A 14,443-nucleotide genomic window follows, 5' to 3' on the forward strand; every position below is an offset into this window, starting at 1 on the left:
AGGTCGAGGCGACACGGTGTGTGGGTAGCCGTCCGTCGATGACAGCATGCGCCGGGCCGTCCGGCCCCCGACCGTTCTCCCGTCCTGCCCGGCGATCGAGAGGCACCGCGTGAGGTTCACGGCCCACCCCGACCCGGACCGCGGCCTGCGCGAGATCGCCGCGTACGGGCTCAACTTCGACCCCGCCGAGACCGACGGCCGCGGCTGGCACCACGACCGCGTGCGCCACCTGCTCGGCGACGAGGAGCCCGGCGAGCCCGTGCCCGACGGTCCGTTCGACCTCGCGTGCCGGATGGTGCTCGACTACGAGTTCGCCGAGCCGAAGATCATGCACGCGTACTTCCACGCCGACGCCCCGCTGGTCGGGCGCGACATGCTGCTCGAAGGCCGCTTCATCGTCCTGCGCTTCCCGATGGGCGTGCGCGTCGACGCCGAGGTCGACGAGGTCCGCGACCGCGCCGACGGCACCCGCGAGCGCTCGTGGGGCTGGAGCTACCGCACGCTCGAGCACCACCTGGAGCGCGGGCGGCTGGTCTACGAGGTGGTCAAGAACCTCGACACCGGCCGCGTCGAGTTCGTCATGACCGGGGTCTCCAGCCGCGCGAAGATCCCCAACCCGGTCGTCGCGCTCGGCTTCGGCGTGTTCGGGCGCTGGACGCAGACCCGCTTCTACCGGGCCGCCGGCCGGCGCCTGGCCCGTCTCGTCGCCGAGGTGTCCGCGGGCGGGAAGCGCCCGGAGCCGCGACGGATCGGACCCGGCGACATCGTCATCGCGCCGACCGACTGAGCGCTTCACCACCGCGCGCAGCGGGCATCCCGGCGGTACCGAGGTACGGAGGCGCGGATGTCCACACCCGAGGGCGACGAGCCCGTCGACGAGACCTCACCGGACCCCCAGCTCGGTGAGGCGGTCGACGAGGCGATGAAGAAGGAGGTGTGGCGCGCGCTCGCGCCGCAGTTCCAGCACCTCGCCTTCGAGAGCCGCCGCGTGCGGCCGCCGCGCGACCGCTCCGAGATCGACGACATCCTCGACAGCATCCGCCGGCAGCAGCCGGACGAGGACGACCGCCCGGAGTGACGGGTCAGGCCGCCTCGGCGAGCCGGCGCAGCACCCCCATCTCGGCGACGTTCTTCGTCAGCTCCACGTTCGCCCACGCGGCGATCGCCGCGAGCGGGCGGCCGTCGTCGAACGGGAACGTGACCACGTCGCCCGCGTCGAGCTCGGCCTCGGTGCGCGCGGCGAGGAACGCGTCCCAACGGTCGTGGAGCCGGCGCAGCGCGTCGACGCCCGCGGTCGCCCCGGGCCAGACGATCTCCTCGCGCGGCGTCACGGGGCGGCCCTCGGCCTGGTCGAGCAGCACCGTCCCCCACCAGAGCGCCTGCCACATCGTCCACGCGAGGCTCGGCTGGGCGAGGTCGTCGGGTGGGTCGTCGTCCCAGTCGGGCACCCAGCGGCCGCGGTCGTCGCGGTGCACGGTCCAGCTGCCCGGTGAAGGCCGCCGCAGGCACACCTCGTCGGTGAGGTCCGCGAGCACGATCTCCGCGAGCTGCCGGGTGAGGGCGAGCTGGCCGCGCAGGAGGCCGCTCCGGTCGGTGCCGTGATCCACGACGGGGCAGGGTAGCGATCGGCGTCGCATTTCTCCGCGCGCATTCTCCCGGTGATCGACTCGCCGTGTCAGAAAAGCGACTCCCGAACTGTCACGCCAGTTCCGGCCACGCCGACGCCCCCGGCTGCTGTGCGTGGAGGGGACAGTCCGCCTCGACGAGGGGGAGATCCGAGGCGCCGGTGCGGTAGGCGGCGTTGGCGAGCACCGAGCAGAGGCATCCCCGCTGGACAGCGGCCTGCGAGCCCGGCAGCACATCGGCGTGCCACCGGCCCGTCGCCGCGGACACGCGACCGCTGTCCCCCACCCGGTTCTCCACGTAGGACCGTCTGCCACGGATATCGGGAGAGGGCGCGCGCCGATGACGCGCGCCCCCGGCCCCGAGGGCCGTCTGTTCTGTCAATCCGACCGAACAGGGCCCTCTCGATGCTGCTCCTCGTCATCGCGACCGGTCAACGGCGTCGCGCGACATCGACGGCGGAATCCGCGCCATTCGTACGGACAACGATCGCACTGTTCGAGAGGCGCACCTCCCGCCGGCATCGGCCCAGCCGTGGTCCACGACGCGGCACCGGTCTCCTCGACGGCAGCTGTCAGCCCACGTGCTCGCGGCGGGCCACCGGGTACCACTCGTCGCCCGCCGGTTCTCCGGCGAGATTCCAGCTCCACGAGACCGTGCGCGTGATCCGCATGTAGGTGCCCGGCCCGACCATCCCGACGCGCTCGAAGGGCTGCTCGGCCTCCCCGTAGACCCTGAGACCGCGGGCCACGAACGGCTCCATCGACGGCAGGTCGTCGAAGACGATGCTGACCCGAGCAGAACCGCCGGCAACGTTGCGGAACTTGCGGGTCCGGACGACGTCCCCGGGGCCTCCCACCCAGAGGTGCTGCCCGTCGAACTCGACCGCGACAGGCACGACGTCCGGCTGCCCGTCCGGATCGACGGTGGCCAGCCGTCCGATGCCCTGCGCCTGGATGAACTCGATCTCCGCGTCCGTGAACGACACGACGCCTCCCCCCAGAAGTCCGACGCAGTATCGGACAAGGCACACATCACCGACAGGGGCATGGGGGCCTGCTCGACGACCAGCTCGAGGAGTGTCATCCACCGCTGTCACTGGATCACCGGCGACCCACGAAGATCGTCCGCACCGGCTCTCACCTGCGGAAGCGGGGGGATTCGAACCCCCGGTCACTCTCGTGACGTCCGCTTTCAAGGCGGATGCAATCGGCCGCTCTGCCACGCTTCCGCGGGCCAGGGTAAGGGCCGGTCAGGAGTCGGCGCGCAGCTTGGTCACGACGCGCTCGAAGACGTCGCCGATGACCTTGCGCTCGTGGTCGTCGAGGAGGTCGACGAAGTGGGCGCGCACACCCTCGAGGTGGTGGGGCGCCGCGCGCTGGAGCACGTCGAAGCCGTGCTCGGTGAGGACCGCGAAGACACCCCGGCCGTCGGAGGGACACAGCTCGCGGCGCACGAGGTCGTCGACCTCGAGGCGTGACACCTGGTGGGAGAGCCGCGACTTCGACGCCACGACCTCCTCGGCGAGCAGGCTCATCCGCATCCGGTGGTCCTCCTGCTCCGAGAGGCGCACGAGGATCTCGTAGTCGGCCAGGGAGAGGCCGTGCCGGTCGGACAGCTCGCGGTTGAGCCGCCCGGCCAGGAGGGCCTGACCTGCGATGTAGTTGCGCCACGCGTGCCACTCGACGGGGTCGAGCCAGCGCGGCTCCTGCTCGGCCATCACGCCACGATAATGCCGCAGACGTACTCGCGGTACGGAACGCGCGGGGACGGGCGGGCGCCGATAGCGTGCCGCGCCGTGTACGCCATCAGCATCCGCGAGCCCGGCGGCCCCGACGTCCTCGAGTGGGTCGAGCACCCCGACCCGGAGCCGGGGCCGGGCGAGGTCGTGATCGACGTCGTCGCGTCGGCGGTCAACCGCGCCGACGTCATGCAGCGCCAGGGCAACTATCCGCCGCCCCCGGGCGCGTCGGAGGTGCCCGGCCTCGAGTGCTCGGGACGGATCGCGGCGCTCGGCGCCGGGGTCACCGGGTGGTCGGTGGGCGACGAGGTCTGCGCGCTGCTGGCCGGCGGCGGGTACGCGGAGAAGGTCGCGGTGCCGGCGGCCCAGCTGCTGCCGGTGCCGGACGGGGTGTCGCTCGTCGACGCGGGCGGGCTGCCCGAGGTGGCGTGCACGGTGTGGTCGAACCTCGCCATGACCGGCCACCTGCGCGAGGGCGAGACGCTGCTCGTGCACGGCGGGTCCGGGGGCATCGGCACCCACGCGATCCAGATCGGCAAGGCCATGGGCGCCCGCGTCCTCGCGACGGCGGGCTCGCCCGAGCGGCTGCAGACGTGCCTCGACCTCGGCGCCGACGTCGCCATCGACTACCACGACGACCTGCCCACCGAGGTCGGTAGCGCCACCGACGACCGCGGTGTCGACGTCATCCTCGACAACATGGGCGCGTCGATGCTGGCGGCGAACCTCAAGGCACTCGCCGTCGGCGGCCGCCTGGTCATCATCGGGCTGATGGGCGGCGCGAAGACCGAGATCAACCTCGCGTCGATGCTCGGGCGGCGTCTCTCGATCGGCGCCACCACGCTGCGCGGGCGCGAGGTCGAGGGGCCCGACGGCAAGGGCGCCATCGTCGCCGCCACCCGCGAGGACGTCTGGCCGCTGATCGGGCAGGGCCGCGTCCGTCCCGTGATCCACCAGTACGTCCCCGTGGCCGAGGCGTCCCGCGCGCACGCGGCGCTCGACGAGGGCGGCGTCGTCGGGAAGCTCGTGCTCGTGGTGCGTGACGAGGACGGGGTCCTGGACGGCTGACCGATGAGATCAGGGGCACCTCGTCGACGCGGGTGCGCGGTCGGACGTGGATGAGGTGCTCGTGATCTCCGGGCGACGCCCGGCGCCACGCCGCACGGCGTGTCGCGCATCGAGCGTGTGGCGATTCTGACGTCCAGTGTCAGCGAGGCCGCACCGCTGACACGAGGGCGAGCTACAGGCGCGCGAGGGCGGTGACGAGCGTGTCGATCTCGGCGCGGGTGGTGTAGTGCGCCAGGCCCACGCGCACGACGCCGCCGACCTCGGCGCCGCCGAGGACCTCGAGCGCGCCGCTGTCGCCCGTGTCGGTGACGACGCAGACGCCGTGCTCGGCGACGCGTTCGGCGACCTCGCGCGCGGTGCGGCCGGCGACGGTGAAGGCGACGACGGGGATGCGGCGGGGCGGCTCGCCGATGACCATGACGCCGGGCAGGAAGCGCAGCTCGGAGACGAGGTAGGCGGTGAGCTCGTCCTGATGGCTGCGCACCGAGCTCATCGAGGTCAGCACGCGCTCGCGGCGGGGGCCGTCGGCGTGGTCGTCGAGGTCGGCGAGGTAGTCGATCGACGCGACGAGCCCGGCGAGCAGCGCGTAGGGGGCGTCGCCGATCTCGAGGCGCTCGGGCCCCTTCGCCGACGCGTCGAGCGAGACGGCGGGCAGGCGGTCGAGCAGCGCCGGGTTGCGGAACACCAGCGCGCCGACCGGTGGACCGCCCCAGGCCGCCGCGGAGAGCACCATGATGTCGGCGCCCATGGTGTCGAGGTCCAGCGGCAGGAAGGGTGCCGCGGCGGTGGCGTCGACGACCATCAGCGGCTCGATGCCGACACCGGGCTGGGGCAGCGCGTGCACCTTGCGGGCGATGGCCGCGACCTCGGTGCGGGTGCCGATCGCCGGGCAGGCCGCGGTGACGGTGACGACGCGGGTGCGCTCGCCCAGCAGCTCGTCGAACTGCCAGCTCGGCAGCTCGCAGGTCTCGACGTCGATCTCGGCGGTGACCACCCGCCCGCCGGTGCGCTGGGCGGCGCGGTGCCACGGCGCGACGTTCGCGGTGTCGTCGAGCCGGGAGACGACGGCCTCGTCGCCGAGGGCCCAGTCGGCGCTCAGGGCGTCGGCGAGCCGCTCGAGCAGCGGCGCGGGGCCGGGACCGAGGACGACGCCCTTGGGATCGGCGCCCACGAGGTCGGCGACGGCACGCCGCGCGGCCTCGATGATGGCGCCGCCGCGCTGCGAGGCCGGGAAGACCCCGCCGGGTCGCGAGACCGGCGCGCGCAGCGCCGAGGAGACCGCCGTGGCGACCTGCTCGGGCACCTGCATGCCGGTCGGGCCGTCCAGGTGCGCCCACCCGTCACCCAGGGCGGGCACCAGGCCGCGGACCCGAGCGACGTCGAACGCCATGCTCGCGAGGGTACGGAGCGGGCCTGCGGGCAGCGACGGCGGTCAGCTCAGCTGACGGCAGCAGGCGGTGGGCGGGCGCCGGGCGGGCGCGCCGTACCGCCGGGTGGAGGATGGACGCATGAGCGAGAACCCCGGCCCCGGTGACCAGGTCATGATCGTCGGACCCGACGGGCAGCCGGTCGGCACGGTGCGGGTCCCCGGCGACTCCGACGATGCGGCCGAGACCCGGCCCGGCACCGGCGGGACCAGCGGTGACACCGCCGCCGACGACGGCCCCGAGGACCTCTCCGCGGGCGTCGAGGAGCCGGCGAAGGTCATGCGCATCGGGATGATGATCAAGCAGCTGCTCGAGGAGGTCCGCGGCACCGACCTCGACGACGCGAGCCGTGGCCGGCTGCGCGAGATCCACGCCTCGTCGCTGCGCGAGCTCGAGTCCGCGCTCTCCCCCGACCTGCGCGAGGAGCTCACCCGGCTCGTCGAGCCGTTCGCCGCGGACGAGCCGCCGTCGGCGGGCGAGCTGCGGATCGCCCAGGCCCAGCTCGTCGGCTGGCTCGAGGGCCTGTTCCACGGCATCCAGACCGCGCTGGTCGCCCAGCAGATGGCCGCGAAGGTGCAGCTCGAGCAGATGCGCCGGGGCCTGCCGGCCGGGTCGTCGGGCGGCGCGGCCTCGTCGGGCACGACGGGCCAGTACCTCTGACGACGGGCGAGCCGGTCCGCGAGGAGCGTCCCCCCGCGCAGGTAGGCTCACCCGTCGTGGCCGTCCCAGCACTCGCGCGCCAGGACGCCGACGACCCGGCGCCCGTCGAAGCCGCGCCGTCCCCGCGCAGCTGGGGGCGCGCGTTCGCCGACATCCGGGCCGCGATCGCGCAGCGCGAGCTGTGGGGCCACCTCGGCTGGCAGGACATCAAGCAGCGCTACCGGCGCTCGGTCATCGGCCCGCTGTGGATCACCATCAGCATGGCCGTCACCGCGGCGGCGCTCGGCGGCCTGTACTCCCAGCTGTTCGGTCAGCCCATCGGCACGTTCATGCCGTACGTGACCGTCGGCTTCATGATCTGGTACTTCATCAGCGCCTGCGTGCTGGAGGGCACCGAGACCTTCATCGCCAACGAGGGCCTCATCCGGTTCCTGCCGGCCCCGCTGATGATCTACGTCTTCCGCACGGTGTGGCGTCAGATCCTGTTCTTCGCGCACAACGTCGTGGTCTACGTGATCGTGCTGGCGATCTTCTTCCGCCAGCTCGACCAGCCCTACACGATGGTCAACAACAACCCGGACGCGATCGTGCACCCGGGCCTGAGCTGGTGGGCGCTGCTGGCGATCCCGGCCTTCGTGCTGATCGTCGTCAACGGCCTGTGGGTGACGCTGCTGTTCGGGATCATCTCGGCGCGCTTCCGCGACATCCCGCCGGTGGTCGGCAGCTTCATGCAGCTGTTCTTCACGATGACGCCGATCATCTGGACGACCGACCTGCTCACCGGCGGCGCGCCGGGCAGCGCGAAGGCGATCATCGAGTTCCTCGCGAAGCTGAACCCCTTCTACCACTTCATCGAGATCTTCCGGGCCCCGCTCGTGGGCCAGGTGCAGAGCTGGACGCACTGGGCGGTCGCCGGCGGGATCACCGTCGTCGGCTGGACGCTCGCGCTGGTCGCGCTGCGCAACTACCGCTCCCGCGTCGCGTACTGGGTGTGAGCATCTGATGGTCAGCATCGAGGTCCGCGGGGCCAGCGTCGAGTTCCCGATCTTCGACGCCAAGAACAGGTCGCTGAAGAAGTCCGTCCTCGGCCGCGCGGGCGGGCGGATCAGCGAGCAGAAGGTCCCCGTGGTGGAGGCCCTGCGCGACATCGACCTCTCGCTGGGCGAGGGCGCCCGGGTCGGGCTCGTCGGGCACAACGGCGCCGGCAAGTCGACGCTGCTGCGCCTGCTCGCCGGCATCTACGAGCCCACGCGCGGGCGGGCGAGCATCCGCGGGCGCGTGGCCCCCGTCTTCGACCTCGCCGTCGGCATGGACCCGGAGATCTCCGGCTACGAGAACATCATCATCCGCGGGCTCTTCCTCGGCATGAACCGCCGGGAGATGGAGCGCCGGGTCGACGAGATCGCCGAGTTCACCGAGCTCGGCGACTACCTGAACATGCCGCTGCGCACCTACTCCACCGGCATGCGCGTGCGCCTCGCGCTCGGCGTCGTCACCTCGATCGACCCCGAGATCCTCATCCTCGACGAGGGCATCGGCGCGGTCGACGCGGCGTTCCTGGAGAAGGCCCGCGACCGCCTGCGCGACCTCGTCGGGCGCTCCGGGATGCTCGTGTTCGCCTCGCACTCCGACGAGTTCCTCGTCGAGCTCTGCGACACCGCGATCTGGATGGACAGCGGCGTCATCCGCGAGCAGGGCCCGCTGCGCGAGGTGGTCAGCCACTACAAGGGCCGCGACGTGTTCGAGAACCTCAGCCCGGAGGTCGTCGAGCGCCTCGACGGTGCGGGCACCCCCGGGTGAGCACCGAGAGCGAGATCGTCACCGCGGTCGTCGTCACCCGCCACCGCGCGGACCTGCTGGTCGACGGGCTCGCGGTGATCGCGAAGCAGACCCGGCGGCCCGACCACCTCGTCGTCGTCGACAACGGGCCCGACGACGAGACCCGCGCGGTCGTCGAGAGCTGCGGGCTGCCCGTGACCTACCTGCCGTCGCGCCACAACCTGGGCGGCGCCGGCGGCTACGCGCTGGGCATGCTCACCGCGCTGGCCCGCGGCACCGACTGGCTCTGGCTCGCCGACGACGACGGGCGCCCGGTCGACGAGCACGTGCTCGCGACCCTGCTCGACGTCGCCCGCCGCCGCGGGCTGGCCGAGGTCTCGCCGGTGATCGCCGACATCGCCGACCCCGACCGGCTCGCCTTCCCGCTGCGCCAGGGGGTGCGCTGGATGCGCCGGCGCAGCGAGCTGGCGGCCTACGGTGACGACGAGCTCCTGCCCGGCATCGCCCACCTCTTCAACGGCGCCCTGTTCCGCGCCGACACCCTCGACGTCGTGGGCGTCCCGGACCTGCGGCTGTTCGTGCGCGGCGACGAGGTCGAGGTGCACCGCCGCCTCGCCCGCTCCGGGCTGCCCTACGGGATCTGCCTGACCACCGCGTACCTGCACCCCGACGGCTCGGCGGAGTTCAAGCCGATGCTCGGCGGGCGCCTGCACGCCCAGGACCCGGGCGACGCCGCCAAGCGCTACTACACCTACCGCAACCGGGGCTACCTGCTCGCGCAGCCGGGCCTGCGCCGGTTCGGGGCCATCGAGCACCTGCGCTTCGCGTGGTACTTCCTGGTCTCCCGCCGCGACCCCGCCGGGCTGCGCGAGTGGCTCGCGCTGGTGCGGCTCGGGCGCCGCGAGCGCTTCCACCGCCGATGAGGCGCCGCCGACCGGATCCACCTCACGAGGCCCTCCGGCGTCACGGCTAGCCTCGCAGCGTGCTGACCTCGGAACAGGCCGTCAGCCCGGGCCACCCGGGCACGGGCGTGTCCGAGACACCGGACGGGGGACGCCCGACGCGCGGCCCGCGGTGGCTGCGCTGGCTCGCGGTGGGTCTCGGACTGCTCGGCACCGGGCTGGCGCTGCTGTTCCCGTTCCTGCCCGTCGTGCAGGACACCTCGACCATCACGTGGCCGAGCGCGACCACCGGCACCCGTCCGGTGGACGCCCCGTTGGTGGCCTACCGGCCCGAGACGATGAGCGTCACCGTGCCCTGCCGGGCCGTCCAGGACCTCGACGCGCGCAGCGACGGGACGGCCACCGTCGTCTCGACCTACCCGCCGCTGTCCGACCCCGGTGCGCAGGTCGGCATGCGGCTGACCGTCGACAACGGCCAGCTCGTCCTCAACGACCGCGGCCAGCAGATGGCGAACGCCGCCGTGCCGCCCGGCGACTGCACGGTGCGGATCGTGTCGGACGCCGGCTCGACGCTGGTCGACCTCGGCATCGGCCAGGAGATCCGGCTGCCGTTCGACGCGCGCCCGCAGGTCGTCGGCATCTACTCCGACCTCGACGACGCCCGGGACGACGTCGCGGGCGTGTCGGTGTCGGTCACGCCGGACACGCGGTTCGAGACCTCGCCGACGACGCTGAAGGTGCTCGCCGGCGTGCTCGCGGTGCTCGCGGTCGCGGGCGGGGTGTGGGCGCTGCACGCCCTCGACGTCCGCGCCGGGCGCCGCGCGCCCCGCCTCGCACCGAAGCGCTGGTGGTGGCCCACCGGGCGCGACGTCGTGGTCACCGCGGTGCTCGGCGTCTGGGCCGTGATCGGCAGCCAGACCTCCGACGACGGCTACATCCTGGGCATCGCGCGGGCCCGCGAGTCGGCGGGCTACATCGGCAACTACTACCGGTGGTTCAACGTCCCCGAGGCGCCGTTCGGCTGGTTCTACGAGCTCTACGCGCAGTGGATCCGCATCGACGACTCGGTGCTCTGGCTGCGCGTGCCCTCGCTGGCGATGGGGATCGTGTCCTGGATCCTCATCAGCCGCGAGATGCTGCCGCGCCTCGGCCAGCAGGTCCGCCGGTCGAAGGCGGCGGCGTGGGCCGCCGCGATGGTGTTCCTCGCGTTCTGGCTCCCCTACAACAACGGGCTGCGCCCCGAACCCGTCGTCGTCATCTCCGCGCTGCTCGCGTTCTGCGCGGTCGAGCGCGGGGTCGCGACGCGCCGGCTCGCCCCGGTCGCGCTCGGGCTGCTCGCGGCGGCGTTCGCGGTGGCCGCGACCCCCACCGGCTTCATCGCCGTCGCCCCGTTCCTCGCCGCCGCCCGCCCGCTGTGGAAGCTGCTCATGGAGCGGGTCCGCTTCGGTGGCTGGCTGCCCGTGCTGGCGCCGGTGACCGCGGCGGGCCTGCTGGTGCTCGTCGCGATCTACGCCGACCAGACCTGGGCCGCCGTGTGGGAGGCGACCCGCCTGCGCACCCTGCTCGGCCCCAACTGGAGCTGGTTCCAGGAGGTCGTGCGCTACCAGTCGCTGTTCGGCACCGCCGCCGACGGCTCGCTCGCGCGCCGCTTCCCGGTGCTGCTGCTGATCCTGGGGATCGTCGTCTGCATCGTCGTGCTGCTGCGCCGCGACAAGATCGCCGGCGCGGCGCTCGGGCCCTCCCAGCGGCTCATCGGCTCGTCGGTCATCGCGTTCGCGGTGCTCGCGCTGACCCCGACCAAGTGGACCCACCACTTCGGCGCCTTCGCCGCCCTGGGCGCCGGCATGGCCGCGCTGACGGCCCTGGCGACGTCGTCGGACGTGCTGCGGTCGCGCCGCAACCGGCTGCTGTTCCTGGCCGCGCTGTTCGCGGTGCTCGCGCTGGCGGCCACCGGCCCGAACACCTGGTGGTACACGAACAACTGGGGCGTGCCGTTCAACGGCGGCCCGGTCTTCTGGGACGGCTGGCCGTTCGGCTACGGCCTCACCGAGCCGTGGCCGGTGTACACGCTGCTGCTCGGCGTCTCGGTGCTCCTGCTGATCTGGGCCGGGATCGAGCACATCCGCGGCGTGCCCCGCCCCGAGGAGCTCGGGACGCCCCCGCCGGCCCCTGCCACGACCCTGCCCCCGGCGGTGTCGTCGGCGGTCGGCAACGCCCTGCGGCCGCCGCGCGAGGCGCTCGGCAAGCTGCGGCGCACGTCCGGGGGGTCCTCCGTCGAGCGCCGGGCCCGGGCCCTGCGGATCGGGTCGGCACCGATCGCGCTGGTCTGCGCCGCCCTGCTCGCCTTCGAGATGGTCTCGATGACCGACGGCATCGAGGCCCAGGAGGGCAGCTTCTCCCTCGGCGGCGACGTCGTCGAGCACCCCTTCGGCGGCTCCTGCGGCCTCGCCGACGCCGTCCGCGTCGAGGGCTCGACCCTCGCGGGCGTGCTGCCCGTCGCGCCCGCCCCGACCGGTCTCGCGCCCTCCGCGCCGGGCGTGCTGCCCACCGTCGCGCCCGCCACACCGACGCCGTCCGCCGGCGCCGGTACCACCGACGGCGCCACCGGCTCGGCGGGCGGCGACGCGAGCACCGGCACCGACGGCGGCGGGACGACGACCACCACCCCGCCGACCACGTCCACCACGCCCGGCTCGTCCGCGACCAGCGCGACGCCCGCGCCGCTGCCCGCGAACACCATCCCGGCCTCCGCGCCCGACGCCCAGCTCGTCGAGCCGCAGCCCGTCAACAGCGGCTTCTCGCGCGCCGGGGCCAGCCCGCCGGTGGGCGGCGGCACCGGGGTCTCGGGCACCGAGTACTCGCTGCGCAACGGCCTCGCCGACCAGGCGCTGGGCTCGTACGACGCCAACGGCACGGGCACCGGTGTCCTGCGCACCGACTGGTACTCGCTCAACGACGACCTGCGCGCCGGCACCACGCCGCTCGTGCTCACCGTCGCCGGCCGCCTCAACGGCGGGAACTTCCTCTCCATCCAGTACGCCGACCGCCTGCCCGACGGCCGCGTGCAGGTCCTCGGCCAGCAGCCGGTCGACGACGGGCGCTTCGGCGAGCCGGGGTGGCGCGAGATCCGCCTCAACCTCGCCGGCGGGATCGGCGCGCAGGCCGACGAGGTGCGCCTCATCGCCCAGGACCGCGCGCTCGGCCCCGACGGCTGGCTCGCGATCGCGCCCATGCGCGGCCCGCAGCTCGTGCCGCTGACCGAGATCCTCGGCCCGGAGAACCCCGGCTACCTCGAGTGGCCCGTGCAGTTCGCCAGCCCCTGCCTGCGGCCTTTCGACGTGCGGGACGGCATCGCCGAGGTGGCGCGCTACCGCCTCATCGCCGACGCGAGCCAGCTGCGTCCCGGCGGCGTGAACTGGTCGTCGGCCAACGCCGGCGGGCCGCTGGGCTGGATCGAGATCCTGGAGCGGCGCACCGAGCTGCCGACCTACCTCGAGGGCCAGCCCTGGCGCGACTGGGGCATCGTCGAGCGCCTCGACCCCTACGTCCCGGACGCCGCCGCGCCGACGGTGACGCACGGCCAGCGCACGGTGTGGGGCACGTTCACCCCCGGCCCCATCGGCGACCCGCCGCCGGGCACGCCGTCGCCGTCGCGCTGACGTCCGTTCCCGGGCGCAGCGAACGTGGCGTTCGCTGCCTCTAGGCGCGCGAAGTCCGCGTTGATCAGCGCCGGAGCGCGCAGGCCGCGCGCCACCAGGCGACGACGTCGCTCTTGGTGTGCCCGCGGCGCCCCGCGGCGACCGTCACCGGGCCCTCCATGGCGCGGCGCAGGCCCTCGGCGAGGCTCGCCGGGTCGCCGGGGGTGGTGAGCTCGACCGCGGGGTGCTCGCGCAGGTCGTCGGCGAGCCCGGTCTCGGTGGTCGTCACGACCCGGCAGCCGTGCGTGAGCCCCTCGACCAGCGGCAGCCCGATCTGCTCGCGCCAGCCGGGCCGGCGCACCGAGGGCATCGCCACCACGGCGCTGGAGCGCAGCAGCTCGTGCACCTCGGCACGGGGCGGGTCCACCGTCACCGACACCCCGGCGGGCAGCTCGTGCTCGTCCGCGCCGCCCGGGTCGGCGACCACCAGCCGCCAGCCGCGCTCCGCCCCGCCGACCCGCTCCCACGCCTCCAGGAGCACGGGGAAGCCCTTGCGCTCGCTCGGCGTGCCGAGGAAGAGCACCGTGCGCTCGCGCGGCGCGTCGTCCGGGGCGCACACGGTGCACCCGTCGAGGCGCGGGGTCAGCACGGTGTGGCGCGTGCGGCGCAGCGACCAGCCGAACGCGCGCCGGTAGTTCTCGTAGGCGCCGGTGGTCCCGAAGACGACCGCGTCCAGCGTCAGCAGGGAGACCCCGAGGGCGAGCCGGGCGCCGCGGCGGCGGACGCGCTCGCGGGCGTCGAGGTTCTCGATCGCGTAGGTCGCGACGGCCACCGGTCGCCGCCGCACGATCCGCGCCGCCTTGGCCACCGCGATGCAGCGCAGCGCGCGCCGCCACTCCCCCACCCAGAGCGGCTCGGCCACCTCGAGGATCTCCAGGTCGGGGTCGCGCAGCGCCCTCAGCAGCGCACGCCAGGTGAAGGGCGCCACGCCGGGCGCGGTCAGCAGGGCGGCGTCGGCGTCGTCACGCCGGGAGGTGTGGAGCAGCGCCTGGCCGGGAGGCATCTCCTCGACCACGGAGCTCCGCAGGTCGGGGACGATCCGCAGCGTGTGCAGGGGTCAGTCGCGGAAGATCACGGTGCGCATGACGACGAAGTTGATCGTCGTCGCGCAGGCCTGCGCGATGAACCAGGAGAGGAAGCCCGCGAGCGCGCCGGGGTTGATCGACGGCGCGTCCATGACGTGCAGCACCAGCGAGGCGACGCCGACGTTGACCGCGAACGTCGAGCCGTAGAGCAGCACGAACCCGAGGAACCGGCCCGCGCCCCCGGACGAGGACGCGAAGGTGAAGCGGCGGTTGAGCAGGTAGGCCGTCGTGGTGCCGAGGATGAACGACACCGCCTTGGCCAGCGGAGCCCAGACGCCGAGCGCCAGGAGGCCCGCGTAGACGCCGAGGTCGACGCCCGCGGCCACGGCGCCGATCGCGACGAATCGGACGAGCTGCGCCTTGAGGCCGAGCGGTGCGGGGCGCTCGTCCGTCTCGGTCATGGGGACGAGGGTACGAGCCCGCCCGTGGTGACCTCCTCGGGGTGCCGCCGGAGGGCGTC

Annotated in this window: 14 protein-coding genes and 1 tRNA gene; 8 read left to right on the top strand and 7 right to left on the bottom strand. The window is 73.8% G+C overall.

All coding sequences use genetic code 11. The annotated features are described in order from the left end of the window. Positions 1 to 109 precede the first annotated feature (109 nt). Positions 110 to 787, top strand: coding sequence for a DUF1990 family protein (locus ACFPK1_RS26160; protein WP_378023886.1), 678 nt, complete (start codon positions 110 to 112; stop codon positions 785 to 787). A gap of 57 nt (positions 788 to 844) precedes the next feature. Next, on the top strand, positions 845 to 1,078 hold the full coding sequence (locus tag ACFPK1_RS26165) for a hypothetical protein (RefSeq protein ID WP_378023887.1): 234 nt from the start codon (positions 845 to 847) through the stop codon (positions 1,076 to 1,078). A 4-nt stretch (positions 1,079 to 1,082) separates the two neighbouring features. Here the strand turns inward: ACFPK1_RS26165 and ACFPK1_RS26170 are convergent, their stop codons facing one another. The 4 genes from ACFPK1_RS26170 to ACFPK1_RS26185 all read right to left on the bottom strand — a co-directional run bounded on the left by ACFPK1_RS26170 (position 1,083) and on the right by ACFPK1_RS26185 (position 3,343). After that, a complete protein-coding gene (locus ACFPK1_RS26170) occupies positions 1,083 to 1,607 on the bottom strand; it encodes a DinB family protein (protein WP_378023888.1) in 525 nt (174 codons plus the stop codon). Positions 1,608 to 2,197: 590 nt separating this feature from the next. Then, positions 2,198 to 2,611: a PPOX class F420-dependent oxidoreductase gene (locus ACFPK1_RS26175; protein ID WP_378023889.1), complete on the bottom strand. Its 414-nt coding sequence runs from the start codon at positions 2,609 to 2,611 to the stop codon at positions 2,198 to 2,200. A 158-nt stretch (positions 2,612 to 2,769) separates the two neighbouring features. Further along, positions 2,770 to 2,854, bottom strand: a tRNA-Ser gene (locus ACFPK1_RS26180). 21 nt (positions 2,855 to 2,875) lie between these two features. Beyond that, the gene (locus ACFPK1_RS26185; protein WP_378023890.1) at positions 2,876 to 3,343 is read right to left on the bottom strand and encodes a MarR family winged helix-turn-helix transcriptional regulator; all 468 of its coding nucleotides are present in this window, start codon (positions 3,341 to 3,343) and stop codon (positions 2,876 to 2,878) included. Between the two features lie 78 nt (positions 3,344 to 3,421). Between ACFPK1_RS26185 and ACFPK1_RS26190 the strand changes: the two genes are divergently transcribed. Further along, entirely contained in the window at positions 3,422 to 4,432 is a 1,011-nt protein-coding gene (locus ACFPK1_RS26190) for an NAD(P)H-quinone oxidoreductase (protein ID WP_378023891.1), read from the top strand. A gap of 172 nt (positions 4,433 to 4,604) precedes the next feature. Here ACFPK1_RS26190 and ACFPK1_RS26195 read toward each other — a convergent pair whose 3' ends face one another. Beyond that, entirely contained in the window at positions 4,605 to 5,822 is a 1,218-nt protein-coding gene (locus tag ACFPK1_RS26195) for a cysteine desulfurase-like protein (RefSeq protein ID WP_378023892.1), read from the bottom strand. A gap of 118 nt (positions 5,823 to 5,940) precedes the next feature. Between ACFPK1_RS26195 and ACFPK1_RS26200 the strand changes: the two genes are divergently transcribed. The 5 genes from ACFPK1_RS26200 to ACFPK1_RS26220 are packed head-to-tail and all read left to right on the top strand — an operon-like array spanning position 5,941 to position 12,859. Beyond that, positions 5,941 to 6,519, top strand: coding sequence for a bacterial proteasome activator family protein (locus ACFPK1_RS26200; RefSeq protein ID WP_378023893.1), 579 nt, complete (start codon positions 5,941 to 5,943; stop codon positions 6,517 to 6,519). Positions 6,520 to 6,575: 56 nt separating this feature from the next. Next, complete coding sequence (gene wzm / locus ACFPK1_RS26205) at positions 6,576 to 7,514, top strand: galactan export ABC transporter permease subunit Wzm/RfbD (protein WP_378023894.1); 939 nt, start codon at positions 6,576 to 6,578, stop codon at positions 7,512 to 7,514. Between the two features lie 7 nt (positions 7,515 to 7,521). After that, positions 7,522 to 8,319, top strand: a complete 798-nt coding sequence (gene wzt, locus ACFPK1_RS26210) for a galactan export ABC transporter ATP-binding subunit Wzt/RfbE (protein WP_378023895.1) — start codon at positions 7,522 to 7,524, stop codon at positions 8,317 to 8,319. Then, positions 8,316 to 9,221: a galactofuranosyltransferase GlfT1 gene (gene glfT1 / locus ACFPK1_RS26215; RefSeq protein ID WP_378023896.1), complete on the top strand. Its 906-nt coding sequence runs from the start codon at positions 8,316 to 8,318 to the stop codon at positions 9,219 to 9,221. The genes wzt and glfT1 overlap by 4 nt, the downstream gene beginning before the upstream one ends. Before the next feature lie 59 nt (positions 9,222 to 9,280). After that, complete coding sequence (locus ACFPK1_RS26220) at positions 9,281 to 12,859, top strand: arabinosyltransferase domain-containing protein (protein ID WP_378023897.1); 3,579 nt, start codon at positions 9,281 to 9,283, stop codon at positions 12,857 to 12,859. Between the two features lie 64 nt (positions 12,860 to 12,923). Here the strand turns inward: ACFPK1_RS26220 and ACFPK1_RS26225 are convergent, their stop codons facing one another. After that, positions 12,924 to 13,901, bottom strand: coding sequence for a glycosyltransferase (locus ACFPK1_RS26225; protein WP_378023898.1), 978 nt, complete (start codon positions 13,899 to 13,901; stop codon positions 12,924 to 12,926). A 54-nt stretch (positions 13,902 to 13,955) separates the two neighbouring features. Then, positions 13,956 to 14,384 carry a GtrA family protein gene (locus tag ACFPK1_RS26230; RefSeq protein ID WP_378023899.1) on the bottom strand — a complete coding sequence of 143 codons (429 nt, stop codon included), beginning with the start codon at positions 14,382 to 14,384 and terminating at the stop codon, positions 13,956 to 13,958. Between the last annotated feature and the right edge of the window lie 59 nt (positions 14,385 to 14,443).

The organism is Actinomycetospora rhizophila, assembly GCF_042657905.1.
GTDB classification, from domain to species: domain Bacteria; phylum Actinomycetota; class Actinomycetes; order Mycobacteriales; family Pseudonocardiaceae; genus Actinomycetospora; species Actinomycetospora rhizophila.